Source organism: Chitinophaga eiseniae, from assembly GCF_012641265.1.
In the GTDB taxonomy this organism is placed as follows: Bacteria; Bacteroidota; Bacteroidia; order Chitinophagales; family Chitinophagaceae; genus Chitinophaga; species Chitinophaga eiseniae_A.
Window position 1 is genome coordinate 216,604 of sequence record NZ_JABAHZ010000008.1, and the last position, 17,036, is coordinate 233,639.

Below are 17,036 nucleotides of genomic sequence, written 5' to 3' on the forward strand. Positions count from 1 at the left end.
TTTTCAACCGCCTTCTTTCCAACTACTTATTTCAATGGTTTAATCCAGTAACTATATGCCTGGTTAGCATAAGGTATCCGGTATTCTTTTAAAGGCATGGAACCCCAGCTGTCGATACCCTGTACACCGGACTGCTGCATATCCACGTGCATGTAAATCGTATTGCGTGGCACCAGCTCCCCAGAATGATATTGTTTTTTATCTGCTTCCGGATCCAGGTCATCCAGGCTATAAGGCAAAGCAGCAAAGCTGATTAAGCTGTCAGCATATTCGAAGCGTATCCCCTTCCCTTTTTTGTTGGTCATATTCACCCAGCGTACATCCGATTTATTCCCACTTTCCTGCGGACGGGCATAAGGGAAATATTGACTATCGACCGGCTGCTGATAAATTCCTACAAACGAAGCTGTTTTTCTATCAGTATAATTTTCCCACGGACCACGGCCATAGTAGCTGATCTGGTTGTATTGTTTATTGAGTTGCAAATCGTTGCCTACCCGCAGCAATAAGGGGTACTTGCCTTTCACCACGGTCAGTTCATTGTTTACTTTCACGGAACCATCGCCGTACACCAGGAATATTTGGGTACTGATGGCTTCACCGTTCAGCAACTCCTTCTTAATGGTAACGGTATAGGTATCGCCGGTTTGCTTACCGGTAGCCTCCAGCAGCTTACCTTCGGCGGCCGCATTACGCCACTTGCGGAGAGAATGATTAAAGCCGGCGCCTATGTCATTATCAGTGGGCGCACGCCAGAAGGCTGGCTGCGGGCCGTCTGCCAGCATTTCTTCGTTTTGCACTTTATAGCTGGTTAAACTTCCCTTTTTGAGATCGAACGTCAGCGCGATGCCCGGGCCTTTCAACTGCACCGCATCAGGTGTTGTTGTCACCTGCAAAGGCGACTGTTTGGCCGTAGCCCCGTTAGCCGCGCTGGCGCCAGGTTTCCAGGCAAATTGTTCTGCGGCTATTTCGAAACCGGCAGAAATAAATGGCTCAGATTGTTTTAGGGTATAGCGGGTATTCAGAAAATATTCTTTTCCTTCTTTTGCCTTTGTTTTTACCGGTAATAACAGGGCGATAGACTGCTGAGGGCCCACTTTCAGATCGCGGACTACGCCTTGTTCTATCCGTTTACCATCTTCCAGTATTTCCCAGGTTAATTGGTAGTTGGAAAGGTCCCGGAAAAAGTAACCATTGCGGATAAAAATGGAATCACCATGGTTGCCCGTAGTTTTGATATGCTGGTACACTTTCTTCACTTCTACGGCCATGGGTGTTAATCCCCGATGGGCGGTTACCACACCTTTCACGCAGAAATTATTATCGCTGAAATCTTCATTCACCGGGCCACTCAGCGGGAAGTCGCCGCCATAGGCCAGGATGCGTTTTCCATTTTTCACCGTATCTATTCCCTGGTCAATCCATTCCCAGATAAATCCGCCCTGGAGATAAGGATTATTTTCGATGGCGGTCCAATAGTCCTGGAAGTTACCGAGGCTATTACCCATGATATGCGCGTATTCACTCATGATCATAGGACGGTCGGGGTTCCGTTGCGAATACCGCACCAGTGACCCGGGCGCCGGGTATTGCGGCACAATCATATCCGTATTATAATCATGCTCTGCACGCTCGTACTGCACAGGGCGGGTAGCATCTTTCGCTTTCAGCCAGTCATAGGCTTCATAGAAATTGACGCCATTGCCGGCTTCATTACCCAGCGACCAGGTGACTACAGCCGCATGGTTTTTATCTCTTTCATACATGCGCTGTATTCTTTCCAGGTGGGGCACCCTCCATTGTTTGTCGTTGGCAAAGGTATAAGCCAAATCGTAATAACGGCCATGCGATTCAATATTGGCCTCATCTACCACGTATAATCCATATTCATCGCAAAGCTGCATCCAATAAGGATCGGGAGGGTAATGTGAATGACGCACAGCGTTTACATTCAGCTGCTTCATCATTTCCATATCCTTGCGCATATCTTCCTGGCTGAGGGTATGCCCCTGGGTAGCGTTGTGCTCGTGGCGGTTCACCCCTTTGAGAAATACCCGCTTTCCATTCACGAGAAAATTCCGGTCAGTGATTTCTATAGAGCGGAAACCCACCCGCTGTGGGATCACTTCCAGCACTTTGCCGGTTTTATCTTTTAAGGTGATGTAGAGTGTATACAGGTAGGGCACTTCGGCCGACCAGGTTTGTACGGCCGGTATTTCCCGCTGAAAAGAAACGGTGGATTTATAATTGCCCAATACCTTTTGTACACTGCTGGTTTCATCTCTATATACACTTTTACTATTGGTATCCTTCAGTTCAATGGCCACAGAAAAAGTATCTGGCTTGCTATGGTTAGTATTACGGTCAATGCGGTAATTGTCTACTTCCATATTCACCTTAAAAACACCGTTGGTATATGATTTATCAAGACCCGCGGTGATAGTAAAATCGCGCACATCCAGTTTGGGCGTGGAGTATAAGTATACCTCTCTTTCAATACCGGAAATGCGCCACATGTCCTGGCATTCCAGGTAAGAGCCATCGCTCCAGCGGTATACCTGCAGTGCTACCAGGTTTTCACCGGGCTTCACGTATTTGGTGATATCAAATTCGGCGGCCAGTTTACTGTCTTCGCTATACCCTACTTTTTGTCCGTTTACCCAGATAAAAAAGGCCGATTTTACGGCGCCGAGGTGAATGAACACCTGCCGTCCGTCCCACTGCTGCGGGATATTGATTTTCTTGCGGTAAGACCCTACCGGATTGTTATCTTCCGGGATATCAAAAGGAGGATTCATATCCTCTCCTGTTTTGCCGCGGCCAGCAAATTCATAGGGCTGGTTCACGTAGATGGGCAGCCCATAGCCGTTTACTTCCCAGTTGGCTGGTACTTTGAAGTTATCCCAGCCAGCATCATTATAATCTACTTTGTAAAAATCGACCGAGCGTTTACGGGGATCCTGTACCCAGTTGAATTTCCACGATCCGTTGAGCGACAGGAAATACGTCGAGGCGTTTTTCTCCCGTTGCTGTGCCAGCGTTTCATTCTCGAATGCAAAGGAGGTAGCTCTCATGGGCATCCGGTTAACGGATACCACCTCAGGTGTCTGCAACTCGCCGGGTAACTGTTGCGCCCACGTCCTTGTACATAAGGCGGTGAGAGCAACCAATAGTAGTTTCTCTTTCATTGTTCAATAATAGTTAAATCGTGCTGTAGCGGATAAAGAAAACACTATTTTTTTTAAGATCCTGATAAATATGGATGAGCGAAAGTTTTCAAGTATAAGCGAGGAAAATTCAAGCAAAGAAGCCAAGGAGCAAAGTAGCAAAAAATTTATAACATCTTTGCTACTTTGCTCCTTGGCTTCTTTGCTTGATAAATACTATATTGTTTCTATAAACAAAGAGCAATGAATCGAAAACCTATACTGGTATTGCTTTTGCTTGTTAGCCTCACCTCAGCAGCACAAGACAAGATCGCCCAGTTCACTACTTTAATGGATACTTTAGCGACCCGCCAGGACTTTAGCGGCTGCGTGCTGGTGGCCGAAAATGGCCGGCCTGTTTTTCAAAAAGCGCTGGGATATGCCGACCGGGATAAAAAGATCCCGATACAGCTCAGTACCCGTTTTGAGCTGGCATCTGTATCCAAGCAGTTTACCGCTATGGCTATCATGCAATTGAAGGAGAAAGGGAAACTGCAGTATGAAGATTCCCTCCGGCAATATTTTCCGGCACTGCCATTTCCGGGGGTGACCATTCGTCACCTGTTGAACCAAACATCAGGTATTCCGGAATTTCTGAGCTGGACGCAGGCACAGGTGGATACGACAAAAATTAATTTCAATGCAGATATTATGGAGCAGCTACCTAAAGTATATCACAATACTTTATTCAAACCTGGCACCGCCTTCAGCTATTCCAATACCAACTACCTGTTGCTGGCACAGATTATAGAAAAAGTGTCGGGAGAAAAGTTTGCCAACTACCTGCAAAAATACGTTTTCCGGCCTGCGGGCATGAAAAACACGCTGGTGTATTCCCGCCGCAGCGCCCTCAAGCCCATTCCCGACTATGCTTTAAGCTATACCTGGGATGCCGGCGCCAACAAGTTCCTGGATCCCGACAGCACCATTGCCAACTATAATTCTTTTTATATGGATGGCGTGGCCGGCCCCTACGGCATTTGCAGCAATGTGGCCGATATGCTGCAATGGGACCAGGCGCTGTATAGCGAACAGCTGGTAAAACAAAGCACCTTACAGGAAGCTTTTACACCGTTCAAATTACCCAACGGTCAAAATGCCGGTTTAGCAGAAGGGCTTGACTATGGCTTTGGATGGGTGCTTTCCTACGACTCCGCCAAAGGGCGGAATATCTGGCACAACGGAGGTTATGATGGATACAACACGGTGATTGCCCGCTATACAGATAAAAATAAAACCCTCATTATATTGTCCAACATCGATCAGCTCAATAACTCCATGAGCATTATTCCTGCCCTTGACAACATTCTCTGGTACGGCGCCTTAAACATTCCACCCATCACCACCCGCCAACACGGTATCCGTGTTGCTCCGGAAGTGCTGGCGCCGCTGGCCGGCATTTATACGGTCAGTAACAACCCATTCCTGAAAATGCGGATTACCGTCAGCGGATCGAGGATATATGCCCAATACACCAACCAGAGCGCGTTTCCCATCTACGCTTCCGCTACCGGTGATTTCTTTTATACAGTAGTAGCGGCCAGGATCAAATTCAGCCGGGATGCCAATGGTAAGCCCAATAAACTCACGCTTTATCAAAACGGACAGGAGATCGAGATGAATCGGGACGCGGAATAAATGGATTTTCTTACTTTAGGGACCAAACCGCCACGATATGATCAGGAAGAAAGAAGGATTCCAGGGCCAGCGAATGATCGTCATTCCACGTAATATCCTCAGCAGAAAATGTGCTAAGGAAGCGCTGCTGAGTCCTTTATACATTACAGATATCGGTTACTATCCGCGGGCGCTTTTTCACCACCGGAAAAGACCGCAGGGCGCCGACCAACATATCCTGATCTATTGCCTGGAGGGCAAAGGAACTGTTACACTGAAAAAAGTCAGCTATAATATTCAGGCAGGTGACTGCATATTACTGCCGCGCAAATGGGCCCATGAATACAGTGCAGATGAAAAAGACCCATGGACTATTTACTGGGCACACTTCCTGGGCAGCAGTAGCGATGAAATTACGGAGAAGGCCCTGAAGGAATGGGGCGGGCATAAAACTTTCCTGCCGCATTCGCCTGAAAGACTGGAGCAGTTTGAACGCATTTATCAACAGCTGCAACGCGGGTACCGCAGTGAGTACCTGGCTTATTCCAACATGAATTTCTGGTCGTTTCTGTCGTCTTGTATTTACCCGGGCATCCACAAACCCGGGCAAGCTAACCAACAGCACGACGCGGTAGATCAGGCCATTGACTATATGAATAAAAACCTGGATAAGATGCTGACGCTGCAGCAAATGGCAGCTGCTGTAAATCTCTCCCAGTCGCACTTTTCCTTTCTTTTTAAAAGCAGCACCGGCTTTCCGCCTATCGAATATTTCAATCACCTGAAAGTCCAGAAGGCTTGCCAGTACTTACTTTTCACCTCACTGCGCATCAAAGAAGTGGCCATGCAACTGGGTATGGAAGACCCTTATTACTTTTCCCGCATGTTTACCAAGGTAATGGGCGTATCGCCCGCCCAATACAGGGAACGGAAGAACTAACCGTAAGATAATCCATCATTTCCAGCGGATTATCTAGCCTTTGTACCGGGGCTTTGATCTATTTTTACCATGCGTCAATCCAAAGCTAATGATCCATTATTCCACGAGGAGGATCGCGGTGTTCCTCTCTATTACCGGCAGTGCGGGTATTATACTGGCTGCCTGCCATTCTCAGAAAAAAGTAGACTTCAGTACCGAGGTAAAGCCAATACTCAATAAGCATTGTATCAGCTGCCATGGTGGAGTGAAGCAAAGCGGCGGCTTTAGTGTGTTGTTCCGCGAAGAAGCCATGGGCAACACCCGTTCCGGCAAACCCGCCATCATTCCCGGCCACCCGGAAAAGAGTGAGTTCATTCGCCGCCTTACCTGTAAGGATCCCAAAGAAAGGATGCCACAAAAGGGCGGGCCACTCACGGCCGCTGAAGTAGACGTGCTGACCCGTTGGGTAAAACAGGGCGCCGAGTGGGGCGAACACTGGGCCTATATCCCTCCCAAACAGGTGCCCATTCCGGATATTAAAATAGATGCGGGTAACAATATTGATAAATTTATACAAGAGAAGTTAAAGAAAGAAGGGCTTAGCCACGCCCCGGAAGCCGATAAAATGACCCTGCTCCGCCGGGTTAGCTTCGACCTTACCGGCCTGCCTCCCAGCCCTGAAATGGCGAAGCAGTTTGCCGAAAGCAAAGACCCGCAGGCCTATGAAAAAATCGTGGACAGCCTGCTGCAGTCGCCACACTATGGCGAGCGCTGGACGTCCATGTGGCTCGACCTCGCCCGGTACTCTGATACGAAAGGTTATGAAAGAGATGAAGGCCGGAGAATATGGCGCTACCGCGACTGGCTCATCGACGCCTTCAACAGTGATATGCCTTACGACAGTTTCACCATCAACCAGCTGGCAGGCGACCTGCTGCCTCATCCTACCAACGCACAGTTCATTGCTACCGCCTTCAACCGCAATACCATGACCAACGATGAAGGAGGTACACAGGATGAAGAATTCCGTACCGCCGCCGTGATGGACCGCGTAGCCACTACCATGGACGTGTTCCAGGGCGTTACCATCGCCTGTGTGCAATGTCATAGTCACCCTTACGACCCGTTCCGCTTTGAAGACTATTACAAACTGCTGGCCTTCGTTAATAATACCCGTGATGAAGATACCCACATGGAGCATCCCAAACTACGCTTATACGACAGCGTGAGTACTTCCCAGGTAAAGGAAATCAGCAGCTGGGTAGCCCAGTACGGCGATGCCGGTCAGCAGCAGGACATGAAAGAATTCCTGCAGGTACTGGAGCCTAAAGTACATGCCCATAACTGCGATGAATATATTAACGGCGCCCTGCTCGACACCAAATACCTGGGCATCCGTTCCGGCGGTAGCTGTCGTTTACCACAACAAAACCTGGATGGCAGCACACAAATGTTCATGAACTACTGGACCGGCTCCCCCGGCGGTACCCTGGAAGTGAGGCTGGACAGTCTTAAAGGCCGTACCCTGCTCACGCACCAGCTGGCCACTACCAATGGCAGGTTGGCCATCAGCATGCCTTTCAAACCGGTGAGCGGCACACACGACCTGTACCTGGTATTCCGCAACCCTGCTATCAACCCCGCCGATGCGGTTTGCGGCGTAGAATGGTTTGCCTTCCGCAACGATCTCCCCGGTAAAGGAAAACCAGGATACGATAAAGTGAATACTGAAATGATGACGGTGATTAATCAGAACCCGGATGATATCCCGGTAATGATTGAAAATCCGTCCTTCATGCAGCGTACCACCCACGTATTTGAAAGAGGCAACTGGCTGGTGAAAGGAAAAGTGGTAACACCGGATGTACCGGCATCGTTGAATCCATTCCCTGCCAATGCACCCCGCAACCGGCTCGGGCTGGCCGAATGGATGACGGCTACACAAAATCCGCTCACCGCCCGCGTAATGGTAAACCGTTGCTGGGAACAACTCTTCGGCACCGGCATTGTAGAAACGCTGGAAGACTTCGGAACCCAGGGATTCATCCCCTCTCATCCTGAGCTGCTCGACTACCTGGCCTATAAATTCATGCACGACTACAAATGGCATATGAAGCCGCTGCTGCGGGAAATAGTACTGTCAGCCGCCTATAAACAAACCTCCAACGCGAGTCCGGAGTTGACAGAAAAAGATCCCGCCAACCGCCTGGTGGCCAGGGGACCACGTTTCCGCCTTACTGCAGAAGAAGTAAGAGACCAGGCCCTCACGGTGAGCGGACTGCTGAACAGGAAGCTGTATGGACCGCCCGTTATGCCCTATCAGCCTGATAATATCTGGCAAACCGTATACAATGGCGCCTCCTGGGTAACCGCCACCGACGGCAACCAGTACCGCCGGGCGGTATATGTTTATCAAAAACGCACCAGCCCTTATCCCTCCATGATTTCTTTTGATGGCAGCAGCCGGGAAGTATGCCTGCAACGACGCATACGTACCAATACACCGCTACAGGCACTGGTTACGCTCAACGACCCCGTGTACATGGAAACAGCACTGGCGCTGGCAAAGCATATGCAGGAAAATGGAGGCAACAATGCCGCAGCGGGTATCCGTTGGGGTTACCAAAAAGCGGTATACCAACCATTGGCCGACAACAAACTGGCGGTGTTGCAGAAGCTGTACAACCAGGCATTGCAGGAGTATAAGAAAAACCCTGATGCCGCAAAGAAATTGACAAAAACGAACGACAATATACCACGACAAGCAGAGCTGGCCGCATTAACGGTAGTAGCCAATGCGATTATGAACCTGGATGAATTCCTTACTAAATCCTAAGCAGTATGACCAAGCATAACAGACTTATAAAGGAAGCAAATGATACCACGCTGCGGTATATTACCCGGCGGCACTTCCTGCTGGATTGTGTAACAGGATTGGGCGCAGCAGCACTGGGCTCCTTCCTGGCCAGCTGCGGCAGCAGTAGCAGTAAAACCCTGGTAGATGCCAGCGGCAATCCTATGGCGCCTAAAGCGCCTATGTTTCCCGCTAAAGCCAAAAGCGTCATTTACCTGCACATGGCCGGCGCTCCTTCCCAGCTGGAACTGTTCGATTATAAACCGGAACTGCAAAAGCTACATAACCAATTATGTCCGCCCTCACTCCTGGCGGGGAAAAAGTTCGCCTTCATCCGCGGCGTACCTAAAATGCTGGGACCACAGGCCGTGTTTCAGCAACATGGCCAATCCAGGGCCTGGATCTCTGATCACCTCCCTCATTTCGCCACCATGGCCGACGATGTGAGCTTCCTGAAAGCAGTGCAAACCGACCAGTTCAACCATGGTCCCGCACAATTGCTGATGCAAACAGGTAGCGCCAGGCTGGGCCGCCCCTGCATTGGTTCCTGGGTAACCTATGGACTTGGGTCCGAAAATAGTAACCTTCCCGGTTTCGTGGTACTCACGTCCGGCGGTAAAACGCCCGATGCCGGTAAAAGCGTGTGGGGCAGCGGATTCTTACCATCTGTTTACCAGGGCGTACAATGCAGAACCAAAGGAGAACCGGTGCTGTACCTGACGGACCCCGATGGTATGAGCCGCGATCTGCGCAAGGAATCGATCGAAGCGATCAACGAAATCAATAAACAGGAATATACCGCCTACGGCGATCCCGAAACACTGGCCCGCATTTCCCAGTATGAACTGGCTTACAAAATGCAGATCTCTGTACCGGATGTAATGAACATTAACAATGAGCCTGAATATATCCATGAAATGTATGGCACCCAGCCAGGTAAGGAATCCTTTGCCAACAACTGTTTGCTGGCACGCAAGCTGGTAGAGAAAGGCGTAAGGTTCGTACAACTCTACGACTGGGGCTGGGACACCCACGGCACCGATGAAGGAGGTTCTATCGACTATGGCCTGCGAAATAAATGCCGCGAAATAGATCGCCCTATTACCGCCCTGCTGCAGGATCTCAAACAACGCGGACTGCTGGATGAAACGCTGGTAGTATGGGGTGGCGAATTTGGCCGCACTCCTATGCAGGAAAACCGCGATGGTAAAGATATGCCGTTCATGGGTCGCGACCATCACGTAGAAGCCTTTACCATGTGGATGGCCGGCGCCGGTATCAAAAAAGGAAGTTCTTATGGAGAAACCGATGAAATAGGCTATGCTGCCGTAAAAGGTAAAGTAGCCATCAACGATATCCACGCTACCATCCTGCAACAGCTGGGCTTCGACCATGAAAAGCTCACCTACCAGTTCCAGGGCCGCCCCTTCCGTTTAACAGATACCGGTGGAAAAGTCATTACTCCTATTTTAAGCTAAACAGTCAATGGATAAAAACAAACGTAATTTCCTGAAACAATCTGCCATACTGGCTTCCGCTCTCTGTGTACCTTCGCTGCCCTCCTTTGCAGCCGCCAGCCGCACACCGGTGAAGGAAGGATTCAAATTAATTGTACTGGCCACCAACTGGGGCTACAACGGTACGATAGATGCTTTTTGTGAAAAAGCAAAAAATGCAGGCTACGACGGCATAGAAGTATGGTGGCCCAACGAAGACGCTCCCCGCCAGGAATTGTACGCCGCATTGGAAAAACACGGTCTACAGGTAGGCTACCTTTGCGCCGGCTACGACAGCGACTATACGAAACACGCCCAACAGTTTGAAGCCGCACTGAAAGCAGCTACTGGTCATAATAAGATACAGCCACTGTATATCAATTGCCATTCCGGGCGCGACTACTTTACGTTTGAGCAAAACTGTGCGTTGATTGATATGACCATCCGTATCTCCAAACAATCGGGCGTACCGGTATATCATGAAACCCACCGTTCCCGGATGCTGTTTGCTGCACATGTGGCGCGTAAGTTCATCGAAGCCAGGCCAGACCTCCGGTTAACGCTGGATATTTCGCACTGGTGCAATGTGCATGAAAGTCTTTTACAGGACCAGGGCGCCACAGTAGTCAAGGCACTGGACCGGGCGTCGCATATACATGCCCGTATCGGACACCCTGAAGGCCCGCAGGTAAACGATCCCCGCGCACCGGAATGGGCTAACACCGTGAAAGCGCATTTCGAGTGGTGGGACCAGGTGGTGCAAAAACACCAGGCTGCCGGTAAACCATTGACTTTCCTGACAGAATTTGGCCCGGCCGATTACCTGCCTACCCTGCCTTACACCCGTCAGCCGCTGGCAGACCAATGGGACATCAACGTATATATGAAGAACCAGCTTAAACAACGTTATAGCAAATCATGAAATTACTGATGAACAATGGCAGCTGGGGAATGTTGCTGGGGCGTTCGCACCCTTTGCTGGTACATTTACCTATTGGCATCTTACTGATTGCTTTTATCCTGATACTATTATCGCGCCGTGAAAAATGGCGGCATCTGCAGGGCGCACTTCCCGTAGTATTATTGGCAGCGGCCTTGTCGGCCATCTTCAGCTGTATTACCGGCTACCTGTTATCGCTGGATGGAGGCTATGAAGAAGGGATGCTGCAAACCCATAAATATCTGGGTATAAGCGTCGCCATCGTCAGCACGCTGTTATATCTTTTACACCGGTACCGGGAGCGCTTTCCCAAACTACAGCTGGCTACCGCGGCAGTGATGGTGCTGTTGCTGAGCGCTGCCGGCCACTATGGAGGCAGCTTAACACATGGCGATGATTACCTTTCCCAGGCCATGCCAGCAGGGTTACTGCAGCTGGTGGGCATTCATCAAAAAGCTGCTAACGTGGTGGCCTATACGAATATAGGCGATGCCCGTTTATATGAAGACCTGGTGCAGCCAGTGCTGGCCAGCCGTTGTTACGGTTGTCACAACGAGCAAAAACTGAAAGGCGGACTGCAACTGGAGTCTTTAGCGCTTATCCGCAAGGGTGGCGAGCATGGGCCGGTGTTGAAAGACAGTATGCCGGAAGAAAGTGAATTATTTAAACGACTGTTGTTGCCGGAAACAGACGAGCACCGCATGCCGCCTAAAGGCAAGCCGCCGGTAACGCCACAGGAGCTGGAACTTTTACATTGGTGGATTGCACAGGGGGCACCTACTAAAAAAATGGTGAAGGAACTTGCGAAAACGCCGCGCATACTGGCCGTGCTGGATGGTATGCAACCAGCTACCCCATTGGATAAGCAGGAGTTTATTCCTGAAGAAAAAGTAGCGGCAGCCAGCGCTCACCATATCCAGGCATTGGAAGCCAAAGGCTTAAAGGTACTGCCAGTGGGCAGCGGCAGCAATTACATTACTATAGATGGTGTGAATGCTATTGGCTTTAGCGATGCAGATCTGCAGTTGTTGTTGCCGCTGAAATCACAGATAGTATGGTTGAATCTCGCAGGTACAGCGGTCACCGACCAGGTATTTGCGGTATCCGGCCAGCTCAAACATTTAACCCGGCTCGATCTGCGCAATGTGGCGCTCAAAGGCAAAGGCATTGCTGCATTGAATGCTTGTAAAGACCTGCGTTATCTCAACCTCGCGGGTACTACCGTTAGTTCGGATGCCTTATCGCCGCTTAAAGACAACAAAAAACTGGAGCAGGTATTCCTGTACCAGACAGGTGTGGCGGCCGCCAGCGTGCAGCAGCTCCAGCGCTCCCTGCCCAAACTTAAAATTGATACCGGTGGTTATCGCCTGCCACAACTGGCATCCGATACAACGATCTATCATAAAGTGAGCAGCTAAGCAGGTTTGCTCACCTTTAAAATCCTGGACCGGGAACGATCCTTGTGAAAGTTCCTGGTCCAGGTATTTCCCCGGTATCAGGCCCCTCTTGCCTTCCGAAGTATCTTTTCCAACCGCACAATTACCTCACTGATATCCGGCAGGTAACTGAACCCATTTAATTGTTTTAATACGGCGATCATTTCTTCCAATTGCGCCCCGTCAGCCTCATTGAGCGGCGCTGTGGTGATGCTATACGCAGGATCGCTGTAGGCATAATATTTTCGTTGCTTAACAATAATGGGGGCATTATATCCCACTTCATTGCTGCGCATACGTTGAATATCGGCCTGTATGGTCCGTTTACTCACACTGTCAATGCCTTCCTCCCGGCATAAGATATCACGCACCTTTTCTATGAGCTGGTCCAGCGTCCATTGCTGCCCGTGGTTGCGCAAACACTCATCAATCGCCTTATAACGGATCAGTGCCAACCTGTTTATGGACATACCCTTCTTTTTAAACAAAGAAAGACCGTCGCCACGCATTAGACATGCGCAGGCAATCGTGATTTATCATATCTCTCATAATTAATTAATAATCAGTATATTAAAATATTTCCTTACAAAAATATTTATGTGCGCAACTAGACTGCGCACATGCACCGACATCTTTGTATCATCGGAAGCGGTCAAGTAAATGTTACTTCATTCGATCCAAAGAACATTTATCATTATCGCCGAAAATGGCAAAAGCAATCGTCTAAGGGTAAGACGCCGTCATTAAAAGTTTTGAAATTACCAGGAGGTCAATTAAAACTTACTGCTTACAGGGGGCGGAGTTACCGGTTCGAGTCCGGTTTGCTTTACAACAATCGAGGTCAATTGTTACTTACTTCATTTTTGGTAAATAGTAACAACATTATCTGATTATAATTTTCATCCACATGCACACATTATTATTACAGACAGGATTACGCCAACAGGCCATTTTTATCCCCGAAACCGCCGTCCACTCCGACGCGTATCAGCTCACTCCTACTACAGGCGTACTGGTAGCCAATCTCGCTAAACTGGGCTTCGGCGTATCAGAACCATTGTTGCACGCGCTGAACCATACTACGCCTGCCTGGCAGGTGACCATCCTGGAAACATTCCGGGAAATAATGGGCGTAAATCAAAACTGGATGCCCCTGGTAAAAAACTGGGAGGTACCTACCAATGAGTCCTTTGCAGATCATGTTGCCGTTGCTTTCGCCAGCGTATTTGACGAGGAAGGAACCCGTCTCCGTTGTGGTCATATCATTCCTCCCAACACCTTTCCCCTGGAAAGATATAACGGCTGCCCGTTCTGCGGTACGCCGTTTGAAACCGGCGGCATAGAAAACTATCAGCAGAACAGTAAAGTCCGTATGCTGCACCTTTGGACCACCGACAAAGCCAGTGCCTACCTGGCAGATCTGCTGCGGTCTAAAACCCCGCTGGATGCCAGTCAAACGGATAGCCTGAAGTCCTTGCTGCAAGTGCTTCCACTGCCTGCCATTCAACCTGCCATGAAAGAAACCCTGGCAGTAGTAGCAGACGTATTGATTGCCAAAGATGACCCCGCCGGCGCGGGTGCATTATTTACCACCCCTACGGATATCCTCCGTTACCTGTGGTATAAACATACCGGCTTTGCCCAGCTGATCATGCCTAAAACAATACTCCGTCGCCAGCTGAAAAATAACAGCGGCTTTGGCATTACCAAAACGGTCAAATCATCTGCGGCTGAAAAAGTAGCCGCTATCACGGCGTTGAAGCTGAAATACAGCCGCAGGGAAGGATTGATGGTCGCCCGCTGGCTCAACGATATGTCCCTGGACGTGGCCACTATGTGTGAAATCATGCATCCTAAGCGCAGGATGTGGGTACGATTTATCCGCGCCCTGCGACTGGCGGAGTTCAGCCGCCGCGAAGGGTTTGCACACCTGCGCACATTGATGGATACTTTCTACCGCCAGGACTACACCGTATGGCAAGGCCGGGTGAACCACTATCAGCTTCGTTATGACAGAGATAACACCTTAAAGTTATTACAACAGCGTCCCGGACTTTTTGCCCGGTCCCTGTTTGCCAACATCCTGTGGTTTGGCGAAGAAGCGGTTATTCCTGCATTTGCGGAAGTAGCACATAAAGTGCCTGCCCGCCTGCTGCTGACATTACAGATGTACGCTGCCTATTATTTTGATCCTGCCACCCAACGTGCAGTAAAGCCGCTGGGAGGCGTCAACAAACATATCCCGGTGAATAAGTTGGTATTCCTATACGAAGCCGATCAGCTGAAACAAATGCAAAACGCCGTAACCGCGCTTTGTATACAGGTGATACAACAGCGTTTTGCTACAGTAGCTACCAACGCAAAAACCATCTACATTGCACCGGCATTGTACAACATACCCGTTCCTATAGGCGACCGTAGCGAACAAATACAGGACCTCCCTGCAGCGTTGATGGGTACCCGTTATAAAGTGGACAGCGATAACCTCCTCCTCTTCCTGCAATGGGGTAAAGGGCTGCCAGCCCAGCACCTCGACATGGACCTGAGCTGCTTTATCGCCTACGACCATCAGCGGGTAGACATCTGTTCCTATTCCCGCCTGCATACTACCGGGTGTAAACATAGCGGTGATATCCGCGCTATACCACACCAGGTGGGCACCGCGGAATACATCAAGCTGGATATTGCCGAACTGGACGCAGCCGGCGCACGGTATGTAACATTCACCTGCAATGCCTATAGCGGCGGAGCATTAACGCCTAACCTGGTCGTAGGATGGATGAACAGCCAGCATAAAATGACGGTCAGCGAAAAGACCGGGGTAGCCTACGACCCTTCCTGTGTAGACCAAATGCTGCGCATTACCCAGGGACTTACAAAAGGACTGGTATTTGGCGTACTGGATGTAGCTGCCAGAGAAATCATCTGGCTGGAGCTGGCGTTCGGCGGACAGGTAGTACAACAGCTGGACCTGGTCAACATCAACAGCATCCTGAAAAAACTGGAGAGCAAATTAAGCATAGGTCAACTACTCGAAGCCAAAGCCGTCGCGCAACAGCTGCAAATCATGGAAACGCCTATCGCCGACGAGGTGTACACCCTGCAATGGGCCGTGAATACTGCCGCCGTGACACAACTATTGATCGGTTAAAGGAGCGGAAAGCGGAAGGCAGAAAGCAAAAAGCTATTGACACGAATGACCAACACGATTTTAAATATCCGCAAAGGTCATCCGGGGAAATAGCTTTTTGCTTTCTGCCTTCCGCTTTCCGCTTTTTTTCCTATATTCAGTGCATTGTCATCATGAATAGATACCTGCTTTTATTACTGCTTATCACCCCAGCCGTACTACACGCCCAGCAAAAAGACCGGGCCGATTCGACGGCCACCGTTGCTGTGCCCCGTGGATTCTTCGATCAGGTCATGTATTACCTGAAAAATACCAACGTTGAAAAGAAGAAAAAGAAAGTAGACCTTAGCTTCATTGGCGGCCCGGTTTATACGCCGGAAACCAGTTTTGGCATCGCTGTGATGATGGCTGCCCAGTTCAGAACCGACCGCCGGGATTCCCTGCTACCCATTTCCAACGCGGCTATTTATGCGTCCGGTGCCCTGACCGGCTTTTACGGGATAGGTATCAGCAGCACCACCATTTTTCCGCATAACCGCTTCCGGCTGGCCCTCAAGGCCTCTTTCAGCTCCCGGCCCAACAGGTACTGGGGCATAGGTTACGAAGCTGGCAGCAACAAAGATCATTACACCAAATTTGTACAACTCACCGAAAAAGCGCAGGCAGATTTTGCGATGAATATCAACGGAAAACTATTTATGGGCATTTGTACCCAGATACAAAATGTACAGGCCGGGCAAATAGATACCGTTGGCGGCAAACCACTGATGTTGCCCAAAAAAATACTGGGTATCGGCGTAGGCCCCTTTGTGGTATATGATACCCGCGATTTCATCCCCAATGCCTATAAGGGTATGTACATTCGCCTGGGCTACCGGTTTTTTCCCTCCTTCCTCGCCAATAAATCCATATACTCTCAATTTGACCTGCAATTCGATTGGTTCAAACAGCTCTGGAAAGGCGGCGTGCTGGCTACAGACCTATACGCAGAAGAACGCAGCGGCGATGTTCCCTGGAGTTTGCTGGCAGAGGCAGGCGGTTCCAGCCGGCTGCGCGGCTATTATGAAGGCCGCTTCCGCGATAAAAATTATTTAGCAGCACAGGTAGAACTGCGGCAGCGGATCTACGGCCGCAGTGGTATGGCGGTATGGGTAGGCGGTGGCAATGTATTTCCCAGTTTCAATAACGTGGAGTTGAGCCAATCCCTTATCAGCTATGGTATCGGCTACCGGTGGGAGTTTAAGAAAAGGGTAAACATACGGCTCGACTATGGCCGGGGTAAAGACCAGTCCGGCTTCTACTTTGGTATTAATGAAGTTTTTTAGAGAGATATCTCCCGCGTCTTTTTCTCCCTGGATGAAGATAATTTCCCGTCCGTTATAACAAAACTTTATCATTCGTTTTCATACGCCCGACCAGGGATGCTGCTATCTTAGCA

10 protein-coding genes and 1 tRNA gene are annotated in these 17,036 nt (G+C 49.8%); 9 read left to right on the forward strand and 2 right to left on the reverse strand.

Going from position 1 to position 17,036, the window contains the following annotated elements:
- Positions 1 to 26: 26 nt before the first annotated feature.
- A complete protein-coding gene (locus HGH91_RS26400) occupies positions 27 to 3,188 on the reverse strand; it encodes a glycoside hydrolase family 2 TIM barrel-domain containing protein (RefSeq protein ID WP_168742021.1) in 3,162 nt (1,053 codons plus the stop codon).
- 222 nt (positions 3,189 to 3,410) lie between these two features.
- On the opposite strand from HGH91_RS26400, the gene HGH91_RS26405 reads away from it, so the two are divergent.
- The 6 genes from HGH91_RS26405 (at position 3,411) to HGH91_RS26430 (ending at position 12,450) form a co-directional block, all read left to right on the forward strand.
- Complete coding sequence (locus HGH91_RS26405; protein WP_168742023.1) at positions 3,411 to 4,844, forward strand: serine hydrolase; 1,434 nt, start codon at positions 3,411 to 3,413, stop codon at positions 4,842 to 4,844.
- Positions 4,845 to 4,881: 37 nt separating this feature from the next.
- Positions 4,882 to 5,763, forward strand: coding sequence for an AraC family transcriptional regulator (locus HGH91_RS26410; protein ID WP_168742025.1), 882 nt, complete (start codon positions 4,882 to 4,884; stop codon positions 5,761 to 5,763).
- Between the two features lie 88 nt (positions 5,764 to 5,851).
- Positions 5,852 to 8,578: a DUF1553 domain-containing protein gene (locus tag HGH91_RS26415; RefSeq protein ID WP_168742027.1), complete on the forward strand. Its 2,727-nt coding sequence runs from the start codon at positions 5,852 to 5,854 to the stop codon at positions 8,576 to 8,578.
- A gap of 5 nt (positions 8,579 to 8,583) precedes the next feature.
- Positions 8,584 to 10,074: a DUF1501 domain-containing protein gene (locus HGH91_RS26420; protein ID WP_168742028.1), complete on the forward strand. Its 1,491-nt coding sequence runs from the start codon at positions 8,584 to 8,586 to the stop codon at positions 10,072 to 10,074.
- Between the two features lie 7 nt (positions 10,075 to 10,081).
- On the forward strand, positions 10,082 to 11,014 hold the full coding sequence (locus tag HGH91_RS26425; RefSeq protein WP_168742030.1) for a sugar phosphate isomerase/epimerase family protein: 933 nt from the start codon (positions 10,082 to 10,084) through the stop codon (positions 11,012 to 11,014).
- Positions 11,011 to 12,450 (forward strand): c-type cytochrome domain-containing protein, encoded by a 1,440-nt coding sequence (locus HGH91_RS26430; RefSeq protein WP_168742032.1) that lies wholly within the window; start codon positions 11,011 to 11,013, stop codon positions 12,448 to 12,450. Before HGH91_RS26425 ends, HGH91_RS26430 begins: the two co-directional genes overlap by 4 nt.
- Positions 12,451 to 12,527: 77 nt before the next feature.
- Here HGH91_RS26430 and HGH91_RS26435 read toward each other — a convergent pair whose 3' ends face one another.
- On the reverse strand, positions 12,528 to 12,938 hold the full coding sequence (locus HGH91_RS26435) for a hypothetical protein (protein ID WP_168742034.1): 411 nt from the start codon (positions 12,936 to 12,938) through the stop codon (positions 12,528 to 12,530).
- Positions 12,939 to 13,180: 242 nt separating this feature from the next.
- Here HGH91_RS26435 and HGH91_RS26440 point away from each other — a divergent pair.
- The 3 genes from HGH91_RS26440 to HGH91_RS26450 all read left to right on the forward strand — a co-directional run bounded on the left by HGH91_RS26440 (position 13,181) and on the right by HGH91_RS26450 (position 16,923).
- Positions 13,181 to 13,297, forward strand: a tRNA-OTHER gene (locus tag HGH91_RS26440).
- A 78-nt stretch (positions 13,298 to 13,375) separates the two neighbouring features.
- A complete protein-coding gene (locus HGH91_RS26445) occupies positions 13,376 to 15,619 on the forward strand; it encodes a hypothetical protein (protein ID WP_168742036.1) in 2,244 nt (747 codons plus the stop codon).
- A gap of 152 nt (positions 15,620 to 15,771) precedes the next feature.
- Positions 15,772 to 16,923 carry a BamA/TamA family outer membrane protein gene (locus HGH91_RS26450; RefSeq protein WP_168742037.1) on the forward strand — a complete coding sequence of 384 codons (1,152 nt, stop codon included), beginning with the start codon at positions 15,772 to 15,774 and terminating at the stop codon, positions 16,921 to 16,923.
- Positions 16,924 to 17,036: the final 113 nt, after the last annotated feature.

Excerpts from the sequence above, each read along its gene's own strand:
- HGH91_RS26400 (WP_168742021.1), bottom strand. The coding sequence starts at position 3,188 with ATGAAAGAGAAACTACTATTGGTTGCTCTCACCGCCTTATGTACAAGG.
- HGH91_RS26405 (WP_168742023.1), top strand. The coding sequence starts at position 3,411 with ATGAATCGAAAACCTATACTGGTATTGCTTTTGCTTGTTAGCCTCACC.
- HGH91_RS26410 (WP_168742025.1), top strand. The coding sequence starts at position 4,882 with ATGATCAGGAAGAAAGAAGGATTCCAGGGCCAGCGAATGATCGTCATT.
- HGH91_RS26415 (WP_168742027.1), top strand. The coding sequence starts at position 5,852 with ATGATCCATTATTCCACGAGGAGGATCGCGGTGTTCCTCTCTATTACC.
- HGH91_RS26420 (WP_168742028.1), top strand. The coding sequence starts at position 8,584 with ATGACCAAGCATAACAGACTTATAAAGGAAGCAAATGATACCACGCTG.
- HGH91_RS26425 (WP_168742030.1), top strand. The coding sequence starts at position 10,082 with ATGGATAAAAACAAACGTAATTTCCTGAAACAATCTGCCATACTGGCT.
- HGH91_RS26430 (WP_168742032.1), top strand. The coding sequence starts at position 11,011 with ATGAAATTACTGATGAACAATGGCAGCTGGGGAATGTTGCTGGGGCGT.
- HGH91_RS26435 (WP_168742034.1), bottom strand. The coding sequence starts at position 12,938 with ATGTCCATAAACAGGTTGGCACTGATCCGTTATAAGGCGATTGATGAG.
- HGH91_RS26445 (WP_168742036.1), top strand. The coding sequence starts at position 13,376 with ATGCACACATTATTATTACAGACAGGATTACGCCAACAGGCCATTTTT.
- HGH91_RS26450 (WP_168742037.1), top strand. The coding sequence starts at position 15,772 with ATGAATAGATACCTGCTTTTATTACTGCTTATCACCCCAGCCGTACTA.